This window comes from Citrobacter sp. RHB20-C16, from assembly GCF_013890155.1.
Classification (GTDB): Bacteria; Pseudomonadota; Gammaproteobacteria; order Enterobacterales; family Enterobacteriaceae; genus Citrobacter_A; species Citrobacter_A amalonaticus.
In genome coordinates, this window is record NZ_CP057630.1 from 880,403 (window position 1) to 898,682 (window position 18,280).

The window sequence follows — 18,280 nt, forward strand, 5'->3', positions numbered from 1 at the left end:
AGGAGTTTATCATGGCAAATCCGGTTTATCTGACACTGAACGGCGACCTTCAGGGACTGATCTCAGCAGGCTGCTCTTCCCAGGCTTCTATTGGTAATAAGGCACAGATTGCGCATACGGATCAGATTATGGTGCTGGGGTTGTCTCATGGGCTTACCCGCGCACAGAACGTGAATCATCTTAGCCTTAACATCCATAAGCCGGTGGATAAATCTACGCCGTTACTGAGCAAAGCTATTACCGAAAACGAATGCCTGACGTGTGATTTTGAATTTTATCGTACCAACCGTTTCGGTATCAATGAACTGTATTACAAAGTGAAACTGATTAAGGCACGAATTTCAGATATCCACCTGTCAGTTCCTCATACCATTGCCGACAGCGGTGGTCAGCCAGAGGAAACGGTATCGTTCACTTATGAAAGTCTCACTCAGGAACACTGTATTGCCGGAACCAGCGCCTACAGCCTATGGGAAGAGCGACTTTTTTAGTGTGAATTGATCTGCTTTTTTTTAATAATTAGGCCGCTGTTGAAAGTATCCGGTTAGTAGGGGGGTATTCCTGACTGAGAATATTAGTGTTATTTACCCATATAATACTAATATCTTCTGTTTACAGCCAAGTCAGATATTCCCTTAGGTTTTAATCTCCAGGAATAATTAGAAATATGATGATCCTAAACTGAACGCAGACAGCTCATGGTGAAAATTAAGAGAAAACCAATTAAAGAGCATCGATGCCTTTAAAAAGAGCAAGTATCTGCAAAAATGGCGAGAGATCCAGCACATCAATAATGTGTTGCACCGACCAGAAATCGACCGTAGTCCTGAAAGCAAAAACCCGCCTTTTGGGCGGGTTCTTTAGAATAGTGGTTACCGGACTCGGACTAACGCCGCAGGCGTTGAACAGCGCGCTTGTCGCGCTGGCCCCGAAGGGGTGAGCCGCTTGCGGCGAATAATCGAACGGAGTTCGATGAAGAGTCCGGTTCGCTAAAAGCAAAAACCCGCCTTTTGGGCGGGTTCTCTGAATAAGTGGTGCCCGGACTCGGAATCGAACCAAGGACACGGGGATTTTCAATCCCCTGCTCTACCGACTGAGCTATCCGGGCAACGGGGCGCATTAAAACCGATCCGCCTCGTTTCGTCAACGAAATTTCTTCAATTCAACGCAGACTGCACAATCTATCACCACTTTGCTGTTATTGCACGCATTCTCAAGCGAAATACGCGGTCCAGGCGGCGGAAAGCGGCATGGCGAGGAGCAGCGCCGGGAGCATATTGACCACGGCAAACATCTTAATCCCGCAGATGCGTAAACCAGTGGCGACCAGCAATAATCCCCCGACCGAACTGAAATCGGCCATCATTGCGGGGGTGGTGAGCGGCAATATCAGCGCCGCGCAGGTTGCCAGTGAAAACTGGATGAGCAGCATCGGAGCCGCGATAGCCGACACGGCGATACCCAGAGAGCAGGCGAAGATCATGGCGGTAAAGAAATCGAGGAAGGATTTAGCAATCAGGATGCTCGGATCGCCGGTCATTCCTTCGCGCATAGCCCCAAAAATCCCCGTCCCGCTGGCGCAGAAAAGGACAATGATGGCGACATAATTCTGGATAAACGATTCATGGGGCTGCTTTTTACCCGACCGCATAAAGAGTGTCTGCGCTTTGGCGACGGCGGTGTTGATCCCCTTTTCCAGATAGCAAAACTCACCAATTAGCGCGCCGACCAGCGTTGCCAGCACCATAACCGGAAGATTGGCGCATTTGACCACCAGTAAGATCCCAATGCCAAGTGACGCGAGACCGAAAATAGAGGTCATGGAGAGACGAATCCGTTCCGGCAAACGTTGGCTAAGAAGGGCGCCAATAACACCACCCACCAAAACGGCGCTGGCGTTAATAAAAGGTCCAATTACCACGTAAGCTCCTGCTCATTATGTTGTCAAAGTGCATTATTATGACCTGGTTCTCATTTACAGTGTTGTTTAACCGCAACAAGTGTGCATAAGAATTAAATCTTGCCCCTCCTGGTTAAAGGTGCCATGATTGCGCGAATTTTCTCCAGTCTGTTCGGGGCCGCATGGGATGAACGCAACACCTTCACATCGCCTTTCGCATCGCCGGTTAGCGCGATGGCTGCCCCTTCTCGTTATTCCTTCCCTTTTACTCACCATGCGGTGAGGGCAACGTATGCTCACTGCAGGACAACAGTAAAATCAGAAACGGTCTGCTTTTACTGATGTCTGGCGGTCGGAGCTGGTGACCAGTTTGACCTAAACATCTCGTGGGGCAGGGCAATGAGCCTTGTCCGGGACTCTTATTCTCCCGAAACGGGTTTTTGCGCTTATGAAATCAATGAACATTGCCGCCAGTAGTGAACTGGTTTCTCGTTTATCTACTCATCGCGGCGTTGTGGCGCTGGACAGTACCGACTTTACCGATGTCGCTGCCGTCGTCATGACCGTTACCGATAGCCGTAGCGGCATTCTTGCGTTACTCAAACGCACGGGCTTTCATCTGCCGGTCTTTATTCTCACCGAAGAGAACATAGCTCTACCCGCAGGCGCGACCGCCGTTATTCGCGGTACTGCGCAGGAGTGGCTGGAGCTGGAATCTGCCGCCAGCCTGTATGAGGAAGACCTTCTGCCGCCGTTTTACGACACGCTGACGCAGTATGTGGAAATGAAAAACAGCACGTTCGCCTGTCCGGGACATCAGCACGGCGCATTCTTTAAAAAGCACCCAGCCGGGCGTCATTTCTATGACTTCTTTGGTGAAAATGTTTTTCGTGCCGACATGTGCAATGCCGACGTGAAATTGGGGGATTTGCTGATTCACGAGGGGTCAGCCAAAGATGCGCAAAAGTTTGCCGCCAAAGTCTTCCATGCCGATAAAACCTATTTTGTCCTGAACGGCACGTCAGCGGCGAATAAAGTGGTCACCAATGCGCTGCTGACGCGGGGTGATCTGGTGCTGTTCGATCGCAACAACCACAAATCGAATCACCACGGTGCGCTTATTCAGGCGGGGGCGACTCCGGTATATCTGGAGGCTGCCCGTAACCCGTTTGGTTTTATCGGTGGGATCGATGAACACTGCTTTGATGAAGCGTATCTGCGCGAACAGATCCGCGACATAGCCGCAGAAAAGGCAGAGTTGCCGCGTCCCTTCAGGCTGGCAATCATCCAGTTGGGAACCTACGACGGCACGATCTACAATGCCCGTCAGGTGATCGACAAAATCGGTCATCTTTGTGACTACATTCTGTTTGACTCTGCCTGGGTCGGCTATGAGCAGTTTATCCCGATGATGGCCGACGGCTCGCCGCTGCTGCTGGAGCTGAATGAAAACGATCCGGGTATTTTCGTCACCCAGTCGGTGCATAAACAGCAGGCCGGGTTCTCACAGACCTCGCAGATCCACAAGAAAGATAATCACATTCGTGGCCAGGCGCGTTTCTGTCCGCATAAGCGGCTGAACAATGCGTTCATGCTGCACGCTTCAACCAGTCCGTTCTACCCGCTGTTTGCCGCGCTGGATGTCAATGCCAAAATCCACGAAGGGGAGAGTGGTCGACGTCTGTGGGCAGAGTGCGTGACGCTGGGGATTGAGGCGCGTAAGGCTATCCTGACCCATTGTAAGCTGCTTGTGCCGTTCATTCCGCCGGTTGTGGAGGGTAAGGCGTGGCAGTCGTATCCCACCGAGGTGATTGCCCGCGAGCGGCGTTTCTTCAGCTTTGCGCCGGGCGCGAAATGGCACGGCTTCGAAGGGTATGCCGACGATCAGTATTTTGTCGATCCGTGCAAGCTGCTGCTCACCACGCCGGGTATTGATGCGCAGACCGGACGTTATACTGATTTTGGTATTCCGGCCACCATTCTGGCCCATTACCTGCGTGAAAACGGTATTGTGCCGGAGAAGTGCGATCTCAACTCGATTCTGTTCCTGCTGACGCCCGCCGAGAGTCCGGAAAAAATGGCGCATTTAACGGCGATGCTGGCACAGTTTGAACAGCATATCGAAGACGACACGCCGCTTGCACAGGTGCTTCCGACTATCTTCAATAAATATCCGGTGCGCTATCGCGACTACACCCTGCGCGAACTGTGTCAGGAGATGCACGATCTGTATGTCAGTTTTGACGTGAAGGATCTGCAAAAAGCGATGTTCCGTCAGGAGAGTTTCCCGACGGTGGCGCTGAACCCACAGGATGCCCACAGCGCCTTTATTCGTGGTGATGTTGAACTGGTGCGCATTCGTGATGCCGAAGGCCGTATCGCGGCGGAAGGGGCGCTGCCGTATCCTCCGGGCGTGCTGTGCGTAGTGCCGGGCGAAGTCTGGGGCGGTGCGGTACAGCGTTATTTCCTGGCGCTGGAAGAGGGGGTGAATATGCTGCCTGGGTTCTCGCCGGAGTTGCAGGGCGTTTATAGTGAAACCGATGCCGATGGCATTAAACGGTTATACGGATATGTGTTGAAATAATCGAAAGAGAATGCCGGATGGCGCTTGCGCTTATCCGGCCAGGTGTATCGGAGTAGGCCGGATAAGACGCGAAAGCGTCTTATCCGGCAGAGAGATTAATGTGCGACGGTCTGCGTGCCGGTCGGGACGCGAACGTGCTTGTACTTAAACAGCGCCACGAAGGCAAAGGCCAGAACCAGTGAGTAGCCGGCAAAAATCAGCCACACGGTCTGCCAGTCGGTAATGCCGTTCAGGGTGTAATGCTCTACCACTTTCCCGCTTACCACGCCGCCGAGGATACAGCCGAAGCCGTTGGTCATCATCAGGAACATGCCCTGCGCACTGGCGCGGATTTCCGGACGAACTTCTTTCTCAACGAACACCGAACCGGAGATGTTGAAGAAGTCGAAGGCGCAGCCGTAAACAATCATCGACAGAACCAGCAGCACGGTACCAAACGGGCTCGGGTCGCCGTAGGCGAACAAGCCGAAGCGCAACATCCACGCCACGATACTGATCAGCATGACGTTCTTGATCCCGTAACGGCTGAGGAAGAACGGAATGGTCAGGATGAACAGGGTTTCGGAGATCTGCGAGATCGACATCATCACCGACGCGTGCTCAACGATAAAGCTTCCGGAGAACAGCGGGTTGTTGTCGAAGCTGTGCAGGAAGGTGTTCCCGAACATGTTGGTAATTTGCAGTTCTGCGCCGAGCATCATTGAGAAGATGAAGAAGATAGCCATACGCTTGTTTTTAAACAGCGCGAAGGCATCCAGACCCAGCATAGAAGTCCAGCTTTGATTCTTCTGCTGATTCGCCACCGGAATGTGCGGCAGGGTCAACGTAAACAGCACCAGCATCACAGAGAGCGCCGCGCCAATATACAGCTGCATATGGCTCAGTTCGAAACCGGAGAAGCTCACGGCCCACATGGCGGCGATGAAACCGATGGTGCCCCAGATACGAATCGGCGGGAAGTCAGTAACGATGTCCATGCCTGCGTTCTGCAAGCGGTAATAGGAAATGGTGTTGATAAGCCCAAGCGTTGGCATATATGCCAGTGAGTTAAGCAGGATCACAAAGAACATCGCACCCGGCGTCGTGACTTCAGCGGCGATGAACAGCGTCACTGCACCCACCACGTGACAGATGGCGTAAACCCACTTTGCACTGAGCCATTTGTCCGCCACGATCCCCAACAGGGTCGGCATCAGAACCGCCGCGATCCCCAGCGAGCTATAGACAGCACCAATAGAAGCACCGTCAAATTTGAGGGTGACAAACATATAGGAGCCGAGGGTGGTCAGCCAACTTCCCCACAGGCAGAACTGCAGAAAGGAGAGTATTTTCAGCTGCAGCTTAAGATTCATGTTAATTTCCTCACACAGGAAGGCGAATGAATGTTTCGATTGGCACAAATGCCGTGACTGTATGATGTGATTCTATCAACGACGATGGGTGATTTTTTGTTACCTGTGACAAATAATTGCAAAACAATACCTTTTTGCAATGCGAAAAAGTGACTTTTGTCACGTTTTTGTGTCGCCCGCTCGCCGTTTTACCGGGAGCGGGGAAGAGAAGCATCAGTTCCGCCGATAGGTTTTTTGCGCGGAATTGACTTTATACAGATAACGGCGCGATTCAGAAGAGGGGTGACGCGTGGTTAACGTCTGGTACACATCCCCTGGCGTCATGCTGTTGATGATATTCGCGGCCTGCACTTTATCACTGGAGAAGACGCGCAGTACGCTGCCCGCCCCGCCATTGTAAGCGGTGATCACCGCATAGCGTCGTGACGTTGGGTTATCGATGCCGCCCAGATAGACATTGTTGAGCATCGCCAGATAGGCGGTGCCGGTATCTATGTTGCTGGCTGGATCGAACAGTTCACTGCGACTCGGGATACCGGAGCGGCCCTGGGAACGATAAACGTCTTTTCCGGCGGTATGCTGAACCACCTGCATCAGCCCCAGCGCATCGGAACGGCTTACTGCGTATGGGTTGAAGGATGACTCCGTCTGCATAATCGCCAGAATCAGCGACTCATCAATGCCATATTTATGGGATGCCTTGCGCACCATGCCGAGGTATTTATGCGCACGTTTATCCAGGTGATTCGGCACCAGGTTAATTGTCACGCTGAAAATCATGCGGATCCCGTTGCTGCGGCTTTTCATCCGCGTTTGCAGCAGGTAATCGGCGAATTTCGTCGCCCGGCCTTCCCAGCGGATCGGCTGACCTGTGTTATCGAGCACCTGGCCGTACAGGAACGGCTCTCTGGAGATCTGAATGTCATCGACATCAGAGTAGAGGTCGACGGAGGTGGGATCATCACCCATCAGCAAGGTTTTAATGATGGCGCGACGCAAATGTGCCGCAGGTTCAGTCCCGGCGATGGTCTCAACGGTAATGGTCCCGTCGTCAAAGTTAATATGGCTGCGGGTCTGGTACTGATCGGTGTACTTCACGTAGTCCTTTGGACCGGCGATCAGCACTTCTTGATAGCCCCACAGATTTTCAATGTTGTGGGCAAACTGCCCCATCAGAATGTCAAAACCGTTGGTATCCTTGATCCAGGCTTCATTATAAGAATCGCCTTTTTTGGTCGAACTGGAACAGGAGATAAGCAACGGCGCAATAACGGCAAGCGCGAGAAATTTTTTCATCATTCCGGGAGTGCGTGTTGTGTTTGTCGTTGTGCGGTGTTGCCGGACAGCGTTGAGCCATCCGGCAACGTGCTTATTTTTTATCTTCCGGCGTATAACCTTCGATATGCACGTCTTTGCCTTCAAACAGGAAGTTGATCATCTCCTGTTCCAGCAGCTTGCGATGCTCGACGTTCATCATATTGAGTTTCTTTTCATTGATAAGCATAGTCTGCTTGTGCTGCCATTGCGCCCACGCTTCTTTTGAAATCTCGTTATAAATGCGTTTTCCCAGTTCGCCCGGGTACAGCTGGAAATCCTGTCCTTCTGCTTCACGCTGCAGGAAAGTGCAAAAAATCGTTCTGCTCATAACTTATCCTCTTCATCGTCCGGTGCGTTAAACGGGGGCACCGGTACGTAACTGCTGTAATAAACGCTCCACCGGAGCCGCCAGGCCAACAGATGGCGGTTGCGCTAAGTTATACCAGAGCGCGTTGCCTTCAGCCATGCATGAACCGCATGAAGACACAGTAAGCCACATAGGCACAATATCCAGATGGAAATGGCTGAAGGTATGGCGAAACGCGTTAAGTTGGGTCAAATTATCAGCGTTCACATGTCGTTGCGCCAGCCATTCCCGTAATTCCTCTTCACTGGCAAACTGTGGGAAACAGAATAACCCACCCCACAATCCGCTTGGCGGGCGTTGAGCCAGTAAGACCTCGTCCTGATGTTGCAGCAGCAGAAAATAGCCTGTCCGCTCAGGCAGCGTCTGTTTCGGTTTCTTGCCAGGGTAAAGTGACCAGCTGTCATTCGCACAGGCGACACAACTGTTCTGCAACGGGCACAGCGAGCATTTCGGTTTTGAGCGCGTACACACCATCGCGCCTAAATCCATCATCGCCTGGTTAAAACGCTCCACACCTTTCACCGGTGTAACGTGCTCGCTCAGATCCCAGAGTTTTTTCTCAACCTCTTTTTTACCCGGCCAGCCGCTAACAGCATAGCAGCGCGCCAGCACACGTTTAACGTTGCCGTCAAGAATCGGAAAAGGTTGACCCAACGAGAGTGACAGCACGGCGCCGGCGGTTGAACGCCCGACGCCGGGGAGCGCCGCCACGTCTTCAAAGGTTTCAGGGAATACGCCGTTATGCAGCGTGGCTACCTGTTGCGCCGCCTTGTGCAGATTGCGAGCCCGGGCGTAGTAACCGAGCCCCGTCCACAGGTGAAGCACTTCGTCCAGCGGCGCGTTGGCGAGATCGGTCACCGTCGGGAAATGGGCCATAAACCGTTCAAAGTAAGGAATGACCGTCGTCACCTGGGTCTGTTGCAGCATCACTTCTGAGAGCCATACTTTGTAAGGCGTCTTATCAATTTGCCAGGGCAGGGTTTTTCGCCCGTATTTATCGTACCAGTCCAGAACCTGGGCTGAAAATTGAGACGCTTGCATGGTCACCGAATTCATTATTGTTGGGGGCAAGATTGCAGCACAGAGGCAACAGGGTGTAAACCGGAACTTTCCGCAGCGTGAGCGCTTCCTTTACTTGCATCCGGCAACTAACTTTGGATAATGCCCGTTTTCAGACCTTAATCACAAGCAGACTTAACTTTTATGAAAAACGACGTCATCTCACCGGAATTTGATGAAAACGGCCGTCCACTGCGCCGGATTCGTAGTTTTGTTCGTCGCCAGGGGCGGCTGACTAAAGGGCAGGAGCACGCGCTGGAAAACTACTGGCCGGTGATGGGCGTTGAATTCAGCGAAGAGCCGGTGGATTTCGCGACGTTGTTTGGCCGTGAAGCGCCGGTTACGCTGGAGATTGGCTTCGGTATGGGCGCCTCACTGGTGGCAATGGCGAAAGCGCGTCCGGAGCAAAATTTCCTCGGTATTGAAGTTCACTCGCCTGGTGTGGGCGCATGTCTGGCGTCGGCCCATGACGAGGGCGTTGAGAACCTGCGTGTGATGTGCCATGACGCAGTCGAAGTGCTGCATAAAATGATTCCTGACAATTCTTTAACGATGGTTCAGCTCTTTTTCCCTGACCCGTGGCACAAAGCACGTCATAATAAACGCCGTATCGTTCAGGTACCGTTTGCCGAGCTGGTCAAAAGCAAACTGAAGCTGGGCGGCGTGTTCCACATGGCGACTGACTGGGAAGCCTATGCCGAGCACATGCTTGAAGTGATGTCCTCCATTGACGGATATAAAAACCTGTCAGAGAGTCACGATTACGTACCGCGCCCACCATCGCGCCCGGTAACCAAATTTGAACAACGTGGCCATCGTCTTGGTCATGGCGTATGGGACTTAATGTTCGAGAGGGTGAAATAATGGCAAAGAACCGTAGCCGTCGTCTGCGTAAAAAAATGCATATCGACGAATTCCAGGAATTAGGATTTTCGGTAGCATGGCGTTTCCCGGAAGGTACATCTGAAGAGCAGGTTGATAAAACCGTTGATGACTTTATCAATGACGTTATTGAACCGAACAAACTGGCTTTTGACGGCAGCGGTTATCAGGCCTGGGAAGGTCTGATCTGCATGCAGGAAATCGGCAAATGCACTGAAGAACATCAGTCGATTGTGCGTAAGTGGCTGGAAGAACACAAACTTGAAGAAGTGCGTACCAGCGAACTTTTCGACGTTTGGTGGGACTAACTACGCATACGGGGCCAGCATTTGCTGGCCCGATTTGTCTTGAGGGAAAGTTATGATGCGCAAAACGCTGCTGGCGGCAGCCCTTTCTGTAACGGCGATGACCGCTCATGCAGACTACCAGTGCAGCGTCACGCCGCGTGACGATGTGATTCTGAGCCCGCAAACGGTGCAGGTGAAGGGTGAAAACGGCAACCTGGTGATCACGCCGGACGGCAATGTGATGTACAACGGTAAGCAGTACACGCTGAGCGCCGCACAGCGCGAGCAGGCGAAAGATTACCAGGCCGAACTGCGCAGCGCGCTGCCGTGGATTGATGAAGGTGCCAGAAACCGTGTCGAAAAAGGGCGCGTGGCGCTGGATAAAATTATCGCCAAAGAAGTGGGCGAGAGCAGTAACATGCGGGGGCGTCTGACGAAACTAGATGCCCAGTTGAAAGAGCAGATGAACCGGATTATCGAGCATCGTACCGACGGTCTGACCTTCCACTATAAAGCTATCGATCAGGTGCGTGCCGACGGTCAGCAACTGGTGAATCAGGCGATGGGCGGCATTTTGCAGGACAGCATCAACGAGATGGGGGCGAAAGCCGTTCTGAAAGGCGGTGGAAATCCACTGCAGGGCGTGCTGGGCAGTCTCGGCGGATTACAATCCGCGATCCAGACCGAATGGAAGAATCAGGAAAAAGATTTCCAGCAGTTCGGTAAAGATGTCTGCAGCCGCGTGGTGACGCTGGAAGATAACCGCAAGGCGCTGGTCAGCACGCTTAAATAAACTTTTCATATAAAACAATGGCACAGATCGCCTCTGTGCCATTTTCTTTTGCCTTTCCGCTTCGTTTTGATATCCACCTCTAAATTTAACAATCTGATAGATACATTTGTCTGGTTAATTGGATGAAATCACATTATTCAGCTCTGGCATTGGGATAATGCGGCAAATTCACGTAACTGGAGAAATAACATGGAGTTTTTCAGGAAAACGGCACTGGCAGCACTGGTAATGGGTTTCAGCGGTGCAGCACTCGCCTTACCGAACGTTACCATTTTAGCGACCGGCGGGACGATTGCCGGTGGCGGTGACTCCGCAACCAAATCTAACTATACGGCGGGCAAAGTTGGCGTAGAGAATCTGGTCAAAGCCGTTCCTCAACTTAAGGATATCGCTAACGTTAAGGGTGAGCAGGTTGTCAATATCGGTTCGCAGGATATGAACGACGACGTCTGGTTAACCCTGGCGAAAAAGATCAATAACGAGTGTGACAGCACCGACGGCTTCGTGATTACCCACGGTACTGACACCATGGAAGAGACCGCTTACTTCCTCGATCTGACCGTGAAATGCAACAAGCCGGTAGTGCTGGTTGGCGCAATGCGTCCGTCTACCGGAATGAGCGCGGACGGTCCGTTCAACCTCTATAACGCGGTAGTGACAGCGGCGGATAAAGCCTCTGCCAACCGTGGCGTGCTGGTCGTGATGAATGACACCGTGCTTGACGGGCGCGACGTGACCAAAACCAACACCACCGATGTGGCGACCTTCAAATCCGTTAACTACGGACCGCTGGGCTACATTCATAACGGTAAAATCGACTACCAGCGTACGCCTGCGCGTAAGCACACCACCTCCACGCCGTTCGACGTTTCTAAGCTGAATGAACTGCCGAAGGTCGGTATCGTCTATAACTACGCGAATGCTTCCGATCTGCCGGCAAAAGCGCTGGTGGATGCCGGTTATGATGGGATTGTGAGCGCTGGTGTGGGTAACGGCAACCTGTACAAAACGGTCTTCGATACGCTGGCAACCGCAGCGCATAAAGGAACTGTTGTAGTGCGTTCTTCCCGCGTACCGACTGGTTCAACCACGCAGGATGCTGAAATCGATGATGCGAAGTACGGTTTCGTTGCCTCTGGTTCTCTGAACCCACAGAAGGCACGCGTACTGCTGCAACTGGCGCTGACTCAGACTAAAGATCCGAAACAGATCCAGACGATGTTTAATCAGTATTAATCGCTGATGCCCCAGTCAAGCGGCTGGGGCAGTTTTCTGAAATATCTCTCTGACCAGTGAATCATTAATCTGCTAACGATCATTTTAATTATGATGGTGGCGGTTAGCATTATTCTGGACGGGAGGTCCGCAAATGTTTCGACAATGGATAGCAGGTGCGGCGTTTTTTACGCTGGTTTCAGGTTATAGCTGGGCAGAAGTCGCTCAACCTGGCGATTGCGTCTTGAAAGATGCGTTTAGTAAGCAGTACCACGGCGTGCTTAAACTGAATTCTGTCACCTTAAAAAATCTTGATTCCACTGGTAATCAGGCCACCTGGTCTGCGGAGGGCGACGTCTCTTCCAGTGATGATCTTTATACCGGTATCGGTATGGCTGCGGATTATTACTTTGTGGAACGTACCTGGATAAAAGATCGACCGGTTAAATTTTCCGCGATGTTAACCAGTACAGGGACACCTGCTTCCGGCTGGAGGGTGAATTTCTATTCCTTTCAAGCGGCAGCCAGCAATGAAGGGCGGGTTATTACTGATATTAAAACCAACGATAAATATCTCATCGTAAATGGAGATGATTTTAACTACCGATTCAGCCAAATTGATGCTTCATATATCGCGCAGAAAAAGTCGATCGCCCACCTCGAAGAACAAATAAAAACGCTGGATAAACAAATAGCTGTTGCTCAACGAAAGGCCGATGACTATTGGGGTAAAGCGTCTGATGGTAAAACACTGACCCGGGAAGAGGCATTCCACAAGATGTTTAAAGCGCGCGATGACTTTGTCAAAGCGAACGACAGCAGTGCGTTTGCCGAGAAATATGCAAAAGAAGTGTATCAGCCAGCGTTAGACGCATGTCATAAAAAGAGTGACAATTGTTATGAAACGCCCATTCAGCAAAAGAGAGATTTCGATATACAAGAGCAAAGACGGCAGGTCTTTCTGAAATCGCAAGAACTCAGCCGAAAAGCGCTAGCTGACTGGATCGCGTATGAAAAAGGACAGTATCCGCTGAACATAGCTGCCTCTAAACTTCGTATGCAGCAGACGGATCTGCATATCAAGATTGACGATATCAATGAAGGCTATGATCGCTGGAAAAAAGAGACCGATGAATTACGACGCCACGGAGTTCTCCGGTAATGGGAGGGATGCGCCACCGGCGCATCCAGAATCATTCGGGGAGAAACAGCTCAAGCAGCGAATTTAAAAACAGTTTTCCGTGCCGGGTGATCTGCCAGTGCGTAGCGGATTCGGTCAGATACCCCTGGGCTATGGCGTCATCGATCTGCTGACGAATTACCTCTTCACTCAGTCCCGTATACTGCGTAAATTCAGCGCGGGGGGCGGCTTCCAGCAGACGGAATCGGTTCATGAAAAATTCAAACGGTTTATCGACCTGCTCCACATCGCGCTGACTTTCCAGATAACGTCCCTGCATATAGCCACGCGGATGGCGCGTTTTGGTGGTGCGCAGAATGCGGCCATCGGGGAACGTGACTTTACCGTGTGCGCCGCAGCCGATGCCGAGATAATCGCCAAAGCGCCAGTAATTCAGGTTGTGCTGACACTGGTAGCCCGGTCTGGCATAGGCTGAGGTTTCATACTGCTGATAACCTGCGGCGGTTAACAACTGGTGGCCCTGTTCGAAGATGTCCCACAGTGCATCATCGTCCGGTAACACCGGCGGGCGGGAACCAAACAGCGTATTTGGTTCAATCGTCAGTTGATACCACGAGAGATGCGGCGGATTCAGCGCAATTGCCTGGCGCAGGTCATCCAGGGCGTCGTCCAGTGACTGGTCCGGCAGGCCGTGCATTAAATCGAGATTAAAGCTGCGCAGGCCTAAACCGCTGGCGAGATTCGCCGCGCGGCAGGCCTCCTGCGGGCCGTGAATGCGTCCCAGACGCTTCAGTTTTGCTTCGCTAAAGCTCTGCACGCCGATAGAAATACGGTTTACCCCGGCATGCTGATAATCGACAAAGCGATCGGCTTCGACCGTACCCGGATTCGCTTCCATCGTAATTTCCGCATCCGCTGACAGATTCAGGCGCGCACGCACGCCATCGAGCAGCGTTTGCATCGCCGGGCCGGAAAGCAGGCTCGGCGTACCGCCACCGATGAAAATCGTCTTCACTTCGCGGCCCTGCGCATACGTGACGTCCGCGTCGAGATCGCTCAGCAGATGCTGGACGTAATCATCGTGCGGGACTTCACCTTTTAATGCATGCGAGTTGAAATCGCAGTACGGGCATTTCTGCACGCACCACGGGATGTGAATGTAAAGACTCAGCGGCGGCAACTTAACCATTACGTAAGGCTTCCAGCAGTAGCTTCAGCGCCTGTCCACGGTGGGAAATCGCGCTTTTCTCTTCACGCGTCAGTTCGGCAGCGGTTTTACCTGCCGAAGGCACGAAGAAGATTGGGTCATAGCCAAAGCCGCCGTTGCCTGATGCCGTACGCGCAATCACGCCCGGCCAACTGCCGTGACACACCAGCGGTGTAGGATCGTCAGCATGACGCAGATAGACCAGCACGCAGTGGAAGCGCGCCTGACGCTGTTCGTCCGGCACATCCTTCAGGGTATGCAGCAGCTTTTCCAGGTTCTGTTGATCGCTCGCGTCTTCACCGGCATAGCGCGCGGAGTAGATGCCCGGCGCGCCGCCCAGCACGTCAACAGCCAGACCGGAGTCGTCGGCAATCGCCGGTAAACCGGTGATTTGTGCGGCATGGCGCGCTTTCAGGATCGCGTTTTCAATAAAGGTTAGCCCGGTCTCTTCGGCAGAATCGACGCCGAGATCCGTTTGCGCTACCACATCAAGCCCGAAATCGCTGAGCAGCGACGCGAGCTCACGCACTTTACCGGCATTGCCGGTTGCGAGGACTACTTTTTGCATAGGATACCTAATCAGTTAATGCCGCGACTTCTGGCGGGATCTGTTGCGGATGAATGATTTTAACCTGTTTATGGCGGCCAAGTTCGCCCTTTTCAATAACAACCTGGCTCTTTGCCACGCGGAACTGCTTACCGAGAAACTTCACCAGATGACTGTTCGCCTGGCCATCCACCGGCGGGGCGGTAATGGCGACTTTCAGTTCGTCGCCATGTAAACCGACAATGCTGTCGCGGCTGGCTTTCGGCTGAATATAGAGCCGTAAAACCAGTCCGTCATCGCAGCGGGTTACGGCACTCATAGCGCCATCCACAGCCCCGGCAGCAGCATATTACCGGTTGCCTGCAGAACCTCGCCAATCCCCATGTTGATCACGTACAACAGCAGGACGAGAATCATTGGCGAGAAATCGATGCCGCCCATACCCGGGAGAATGCGACGAATCGGGCGCAGCAGCGGATCGGCCAGTTGAATCAGCACATACTCAATCGGGCTACGGCCCTGGCTTACCCAGCTCATGATGGCCATCACCAGCAGCACCCAGAAGATCAACAGCCCGATGGTTTTGAGCACGATCAGCACAGCGGCGATCCAGACGATCGGCAGGAACGTCACCACTTTAAACAGCACTATCGCTTTGATAAAGCTGAGGATAAACGCAACCAGCAGCGATGCGCTGTCGACCGGTCCCATCGGGGGAATAATGCGGCGCAGCGGCCCAATAATCGGTTGCGTCACTTTCACCACAAACTGGGAGAAAGGGTTATAAAAGTCACAGCGAGCCCATTGCATCCACACGCGCAATAACAGCACCATGGTGTACAGCTCAATTACCGTTGAGAGCAAGAAGGTCAACGTATTCATGGCGTTCCTCAGATTTCCTTAATTTTTTGTGTAATCACGTGCACCAAAAATGGCGGTGCCGATACGTACCATCGTGCTACCCGCCGCAATGGCGGCTTCCATATCATCCGACATACCCAGCGACAGGGTATCGACGTCAGGATAGCGCGTTTTCAGCCCGGCAAATGCTACAGCCATTTGGCGGGCAACTTCAAACTGCCTTACATAATCTGACTCAGGGGCAGGGATCGCCATCAGACCGCGCAGACGAAGATTCGGTAATTCGACGACCTCAGCGGCAAGCGCGTCCAGTTCCTCCAGTGGAATGCCGGACTTGCTGTTTTCATCGCTAATGTTGATTTGAATCAGCACGTTCAGCGGTCCCAGTTCTGCCGGACGCTGTTCGTTCAGCCGGGTAGCAATGCGCAGGCGGTCGAGGGTATGGCACCAGTCAAAGTGCTCGCCCACCAGACGGCTTTTGTTGGACTGTAACGGGCCGATAAAGTGCCATTGCAGGCCGGCAATGCCTTTCTCGCGAAAGTGGCGAATTTTCTCCACCCCTTCCTGCACGTAATTTTCACCAAAGGCCAACTGACCAGCGGCGATGGCTTCTTCGATGGCGCTCGCAGGTTTAGTTTTACTCACTGCAAGTAACGTAACTTCTTCTGAAGCGCGCCCGCAACGCGATGCGGCGGCTGAGATTTTGTCCCGGACCTGTGCCAGGTTATGCGCGATATCGTTCATTTTCCGAGGATCTGTCTATGAATATGGAAGAAATTGTGGCCCTTAGTGTAAAGCATAACGTCTCGGATCTACACCTAAGCAATGCGTGGCCTGCACGCTGGCGAAAACGGGGACGCATGGAGCGTGCACCCTTTACCGCAACCGACATTACCGGACAGCTGGCGGACTGGCTGGATGAGGGGCAGCAGGCGGCGTTACGACAAAATGGGCAACTGGATTTCGCGGTTTCGCTCGCGGATAACCAGCGCCTGCGGGCCAGCGCCTTTCACCAGCGGCAGGGGACGTCGTTGGCGCTACGGCTGCTGCCGACGCAGTGCCCGACGCTGGAAACGCTGGGGACGCCTTCTGTGCTGCCCGAACTGCTCCGCAGCGAGAATGGTTTGATTCTGGTGACTGGGGCGACAGGCAGCGGAAAATCAACTACCCTAGCGGCGATGGTCACGTGGCTGAATCAGCATATCGATGGACATATTCTGACGCTGGAAGATCCCATCGAGTATATCTACACCAGCCAGCGCTGCCTGATTCAGCAGCGTGAAGCAGGACTGCACTGCGCCTCATTTGCCACCGGATTACGCGCGGCGCTGCGTGAAGATCCGGATGTGATTCTGCTGGGAGAGCTACGCGACAGCGAGACCATTCGTCTGGCGCTAACGGCGGCGGAAACGGGGCATCTGGTGCTGGCGACGCTGCATACGCGCGGTGCCGCGCAGGCGATCGAGCGACTGATTGATTCTTTTCCGGCGCAGGAAAAAGACCCGGTGCGCAGCCAACTGGCAGGCAGTCTGCGCGCCGTACTGTCGCAGAAACTGGAACCCGACAAGCAGGAGGGGCGCGTTGCGCTGTATGAACTGCTGATCAACACGCCGGCAGCGGGGAATTTGATTCGGGAAGGGAAGTCCCATCAGTTACCCCATGTCATTCAGACCGGGCAGCAGATGGGGATGATGACCTTTGCCCAGAGCCTGCAACAGCGACAGGCACAAGGACGGCTTTAAGCAACGTATGGGATCAGTAGCCCTGCTCGAAGTAACTTTCGAGAATGATAACGGCGGAGGCGGAATCGATCTTACCTTTATTCAGCGCGCGATAGCCGCCCTGCTCAAACAGGCCGGAGCGTGCCTCGACGGTGCTGAGTCGCTCATCGTGTAAGGTGACCGTAACGCCGAAACGCCCATGAATGCGGTTGGCGAACTTGCGCGCGCGCGCAGTGAGCGGTTGCTCGGTGCCGTCCATATTCAGCGGTAGGCCAACGATGATCTCATCCGGTTGCCACTCTTTGAGCAGGCGTTCGATCAGGTTCCAGTCCGGCGTACCGTCCTGCGCTTTAATCGCGGGCAGGGCGCGCGCTGTGCCGGTTACCCGCTGACCAATCGCCACGCCGATACTTTTGGTGCCAAAATCAAAGGCCAGTAATGTTTCACTCATCAGGCATGCCCCGCCACGCCGGGCATCGTCAGGATGTCGATACCGATCAGTCGGGCGGCTTCACGCCAGCGATCGGCAATCGGTGTTTTAAACAGGATATTGAGATCGGCAGGGGCAGTCAGCCAGGCGTTGTCCAGCAGCTCTTGTTCAAGCTGGCCTTTCTCCCAGGAGGAGTAACCGAGCGCGACCAGCACATCGGCAGGTTGCTCATTCGTGCCTAAGGTTTCAAGCACGTCGCGAGACGTGGTGATGACGGTGTTATCCGAGATGCGGATACTGGAGGCAAAACGCGACGGCGGCGTGTGCAGGATAAACCCGCGATCTTCCGCTAACGGGCCGCCAAGCATCACTGCTTTATCCAGACGGATCGCCGGATCGCGCGGTTCTGGCGCGATTTTTAGTTTTTCCAGAATCCCTTCAATCTGGAGATTTTCCAGAGGCTTATTCACAATAATCCCCATTGCGCCATCTTCGTTATGTTCGCAAATGTACACCACTGAACGGCGGAAAATCGGATCCTGGAGAGCAGGCATGGCAATAAGAAAGTGATGCTGTAAATTCATTGTCAGAGGTTCTGTTTCCTGGTTCAAAAAAGC

General features: G+C 53.2%; 20 protein-coding genes and 1 tRNA gene. 8 read left to right on the top strand and 13 right to left on the bottom strand.

Features of this window, described 5'->3' with window-relative positions:
- Nucleotides 1–11 precede the first annotated feature (11 nt).
- On the top strand, nt 12–491 hold the full coding sequence (locus HVX64_RS04375) for an Hcp family type VI secretion system effector (RefSeq protein WP_044255689.1): 480 nt from the start codon (nt 12–14) through the stop codon (nt 489–491).
- A gap of 541 nt (nt 492–1,032) precedes the next feature.
- On the opposite strand, the gene HVX64_RS04380 is transcribed toward HVX64_RS04375, so the two are convergent.
- Together HVX64_RS04380 and HVX64_RS04385 are read right to left on the bottom strand one after the other, a co-directional pair.
- Nucleotides 1,033–1,108 (bottom strand) — tRNA-Phe (locus HVX64_RS04380).
- Nucleotides 1,109–1,213: 105 nt separating this feature from the next.
- Nucleotides 1,214–1,921 carry a DUF554 domain-containing protein gene (locus tag HVX64_RS04385; RefSeq protein ID WP_044255684.1) on the bottom strand — a complete coding sequence of 236 codons (708 nt, stop codon included), beginning with the start codon at nt 1,919–1,921 and terminating at the stop codon, nt 1,214–1,216.
- 427 nt (nt 1,922–2,348) lie between these two features.
- Here HVX64_RS04385 and HVX64_RS04390 point away from each other — a divergent pair, with 427 nt between their 5' ends.
- Nucleotides 2,349–4,484 carry an ornithine decarboxylase gene (locus tag HVX64_RS04390; RefSeq protein WP_044255681.1) on the top strand — a complete coding sequence of 712 codons (2,136 nt, stop codon included), beginning with the start codon at nt 2,349–2,351 and terminating at the stop codon, nt 4,482–4,484.
- A 95-nt stretch (nt 4,485–4,579) separates the two neighbouring features.
- Here the strand turns inward: HVX64_RS04390 and HVX64_RS04395 are convergent, their stop codons facing one another.
- The 4 genes from HVX64_RS04395 to mutY form a co-directional block, all read right to left on the bottom strand.
- Nucleotides 4,580–5,836: a nucleoside permease gene (locus HVX64_RS04395; RefSeq protein ID WP_044255678.1), complete on the bottom strand. Its 1,257-nt coding sequence runs from the start codon at nt 5,834–5,836 to the stop codon at nt 4,580–4,582.
- Nucleotides 5,837–6,049: 213 nt separating this feature from the next.
- Nucleotides 6,050–7,132, bottom strand: coding sequence for a membrane-bound lytic murein transglycosylase MltC (mltC, locus tag HVX64_RS04400; protein ID WP_072040062.1), 1,083 nt, complete (start codon nt 7,130–7,132; stop codon nt 6,050–6,052).
- Nucleotides 7,133–7,205: 73 nt separating this feature from the next.
- Entirely contained in the window at nt 7,206–7,481 is a 276-nt protein-coding gene (locus HVX64_RS04405; RefSeq protein ID WP_042998071.1) for an oxidative damage protection protein, read from the bottom strand.
- Between the two features lie 27 nt (nt 7,482–7,508).
- Nucleotides 7,509–8,561 (bottom strand): A/G-specific adenine glycosylase, encoded by a 1,053-nt coding sequence (gene mutY / locus HVX64_RS04410; RefSeq protein WP_044255672.1) that lies wholly within the window; start codon nt 8,559–8,561, stop codon nt 7,509–7,511.
- 162 nt (nt 8,562–8,723) lie between these two features.
- On the opposite strand from mutY, the gene trmB reads away from it, so the two are divergent.
- From trmB to HVX64_RS04435, 5 genes are all read left to right on the top strand, one after another.
- Nucleotides 8,724–9,443: a tRNA (guanosine(46)-N7)-methyltransferase TrmB gene (gene trmB, locus HVX64_RS04415; RefSeq protein WP_042998069.1), complete on the top strand. Its 720-nt coding sequence runs from the start codon at nt 8,724–8,726 to the stop codon at nt 9,441–9,443.
- Nucleotides 9,443–9,769, top strand: coding sequence for a YggL family protein (locus HVX64_RS04420; protein ID WP_181825300.1), 327 nt, complete (start codon nt 9,443–9,445; stop codon nt 9,767–9,769). Before trmB ends, HVX64_RS04420 begins: the two co-directional genes overlap by 1 nt.
- Before the next feature lie 52 nt (nt 9,770–9,821).
- Nucleotides 9,822–10,541 carry a DUF2884 domain-containing protein gene (locus HVX64_RS04425; protein ID WP_042998067.1) on the top strand — a complete coding sequence of 240 codons (720 nt, stop codon included), beginning with the start codon at nt 9,822–9,824 and terminating at the stop codon, nt 10,539–10,541.
- Between the two features lie 189 nt (nt 10,542–10,730).
- The gene (gene ansB, locus HVX64_RS04430; RefSeq protein ID WP_042998066.1) at nt 10,731–11,777 is read left to right on the top strand and encodes an L-asparaginase 2; all 1,047 of its coding nucleotides are present in this window, start codon (nt 10,731–10,733) and stop codon (nt 11,775–11,777) included.
- A 133-nt stretch (nt 11,778–11,910) separates the two neighbouring features.
- A complete protein-coding gene (locus tag HVX64_RS04435) occupies nt 11,911–12,918 on the top strand; it encodes a DUF1202 family protein (RefSeq protein ID WP_044255667.1) in 1,008 nt (335 codons plus the stop codon).
- A gap of 31 nt (nt 12,919–12,949) precedes the next feature.
- Here HVX64_RS04435 and hemW read toward each other — a convergent pair whose 3' ends face one another.
- From hemW to HVX64_RS04460, 5 genes are read right to left on the bottom strand one after another with little or no spacing between them, the layout of a single operon-like run.
- Nucleotides 12,950–14,086, bottom strand: a complete 1,137-nt coding sequence (gene hemW / locus HVX64_RS04440) for a radical SAM family heme chaperone HemW (protein WP_042998064.1) — start codon at nt 14,084–14,086, stop codon at nt 12,950–12,952.
- Nucleotides 14,079–14,672 (bottom strand): XTP/dITP diphosphatase, encoded by a 594-nt coding sequence (locus tag HVX64_RS04445; RefSeq protein ID WP_042998063.1) that lies wholly within the window; start codon nt 14,670–14,672, stop codon nt 14,079–14,081. The genes hemW and HVX64_RS04445 overlap by 8 nt, the downstream gene beginning before the upstream one ends.
- A 7-nt stretch (nt 14,673–14,679) precedes the next feature.
- Nucleotides 14,680–14,970, bottom strand: coding sequence for a DUF167 family protein YggU (gene yggU, locus HVX64_RS04450; RefSeq protein WP_044255664.1), 291 nt, complete (start codon nt 14,968–14,970; stop codon nt 14,680–14,682).
- Nucleotides 14,967–15,533, bottom strand: a complete 567-nt coding sequence (locus HVX64_RS04455) for a YggT family protein (RefSeq protein WP_042998061.1) — start codon at nt 15,531–15,533, stop codon at nt 14,967–14,969. The genes yggU and HVX64_RS04455 overlap by 4 nt, the downstream gene beginning before the upstream one ends.
- 18 nt (nt 15,534–15,551) lie before the next feature.
- Nucleotides 15,552–16,256 carry a YggS family pyridoxal phosphate-dependent enzyme gene (locus HVX64_RS04460; protein WP_044255662.1) on the bottom strand — a complete coding sequence of 235 codons (705 nt, stop codon included), beginning with the start codon at nt 16,254–16,256 and terminating at the stop codon, nt 15,552–15,554.
- 17 nt (nt 16,257–16,273) lie between these two features.
- Here HVX64_RS04460 and HVX64_RS04465 point away from each other — a divergent pair, with 17 nt between their 5' ends.
- The gene (locus HVX64_RS04465; RefSeq protein ID WP_044255660.1) at nt 16,274–17,254 is read left to right on the top strand and encodes a type IV pilus twitching motility protein PilT; all 981 of its coding nucleotides are present in this window, start codon (nt 16,274–16,276) and stop codon (nt 17,252–17,254) included.
- 13 nt (nt 17,255–17,267) lie between these two features.
- On the opposite strand, the gene ruvX is transcribed toward HVX64_RS04465, so the two are convergent.
- Both ruvX and HVX64_RS04475 read right to left on the bottom strand, forming a co-directional pair.
- Complete coding sequence (ruvX, locus tag HVX64_RS04470; protein WP_042998058.1) at nt 17,268–17,684, bottom strand: Holliday junction resolvase RuvX; 417 nt, start codon at nt 17,682–17,684, stop codon at nt 17,268–17,270.
- Nucleotides 17,684–18,247 (bottom strand): YqgE/AlgH family protein, encoded by a 564-nt coding sequence (locus HVX64_RS04475; protein WP_042998057.1) that lies wholly within the window; start codon nt 18,245–18,247, stop codon nt 17,684–17,686. Before HVX64_RS04475 ends, ruvX begins: the two co-directional genes overlap by 1 nt.
- Nucleotides 18,248–18,280: the final 33 nt, after the last annotated feature.

What these genes read in the sequence shown, in the direction of transcription:
- HVX64_RS04375 (WP_044255689.1), top strand. Translation starts at nt 12, where the DNA reads ATGGCAAATCCGGTTTATCTGACACTGAACGGCGACCTTCAGGGACTG.
- HVX64_RS04390 (WP_044255681.1), top strand. Translation starts at nt 2,349, where the DNA reads ATGAAATCAATGAACATTGCCGCCAGTAGTGAACTGGTTTCTCGTTTA.
- HVX64_RS04395 (WP_044255678.1), bottom strand. Translation starts at nt 5,836, where the DNA reads ATGAATCTTAAGCTGCAGCTGAAAATACTCTCCTTTCTGCAGTTCTGC.
- mltC (WP_072040062.1), bottom strand. Translation starts at nt 7,132, where the DNA reads ATGAAAAAATTTCTCGCGCTTGCCGTTATTGCGCCGTTGCTTATCTCC.
- HVX64_RS04405 (WP_042998071.1), bottom strand. Translation starts at nt 7,481, where the DNA reads ATGAGCAGAACGATTTTTTGCACTTTCCTGCAGCGTGAAGCAGAAGGA.
- mutY (WP_044255672.1), bottom strand. Translation starts at nt 8,561, where the DNA reads ATGCAAGCGTCTCAATTTTCAGCCCAGGTTCTGGACTGGTACGATAAA.
- trmB (WP_042998069.1), top strand. Translation starts at nt 8,724, where the DNA reads ATGAAAAACGACGTCATCTCACCGGAATTTGATGAAAACGGCCGTCCA.
- HVX64_RS04420 (WP_181825300.1), top strand. Translation starts at nt 9,443, where the DNA reads ATGGCAAAGAACCGTAGCCGTCGTCTGCGTAAAAAAATGCATATCGAC.
- HVX64_RS04425 (WP_042998067.1), top strand. Translation starts at nt 9,822, where the DNA reads ATGATGCGCAAAACGCTGCTGGCGGCAGCCCTTTCTGTAACGGCGATG.
- ansB (WP_042998066.1), top strand. Translation starts at nt 10,731, where the DNA reads ATGGAGTTTTTCAGGAAAACGGCACTGGCAGCACTGGTAATGGGTTTC.
- HVX64_RS04435 (WP_044255667.1), top strand. Translation starts at nt 11,911, where the DNA reads ATGTTTCGACAATGGATAGCAGGTGCGGCGTTTTTTACGCTGGTTTCA.
- hemW (WP_042998064.1), bottom strand. Translation starts at nt 14,086, where the DNA reads ATGGTTAAGTTGCCGCCGCTGAGTCTTTACATTCACATCCCGTGGTGC.
- HVX64_RS04445 (WP_042998063.1), bottom strand. Translation starts at nt 14,672, where the DNA reads ATGCAAAAAGTAGTCCTCGCAACCGGCAATGCCGGTAAAGTGCGTGAG.
- yggU (WP_044255664.1), bottom strand. Translation starts at nt 14,970, where the DNA reads ATGAGTGCCGTAACCCGCTGCGATGACGGACTGGTTTTACGGCTCTAT.
- HVX64_RS04455 (WP_042998061.1), bottom strand. Translation starts at nt 15,533, where the DNA reads ATGAATACGTTGACCTTCTTGCTCTCAACGGTAATTGAGCTGTACACC.
- HVX64_RS04460 (WP_044255662.1), bottom strand. Translation starts at nt 16,256, where the DNA reads ATGAACGATATCGCGCATAACCTGGCACAGGTCCGGGACAAAATCTCA.
- HVX64_RS04465 (WP_044255660.1), top strand. Translation starts at nt 16,274, where the DNA reads ATGAATATGGAAGAAATTGTGGCCCTTAGTGTAAAGCATAACGTCTCG.
- ruvX (WP_042998058.1), bottom strand. Translation starts at nt 17,684, where the DNA reads ATGAGTGAAACATTACTGGCCTTTGATTTTGGCACCAAAAGTATCGGC.
- HVX64_RS04475 (WP_042998057.1), bottom strand. Translation starts at nt 18,247, where the DNA reads ATGAATTTACAGCATCACTTTCTTATTGCCATGCCTGCTCTCCAGGAT.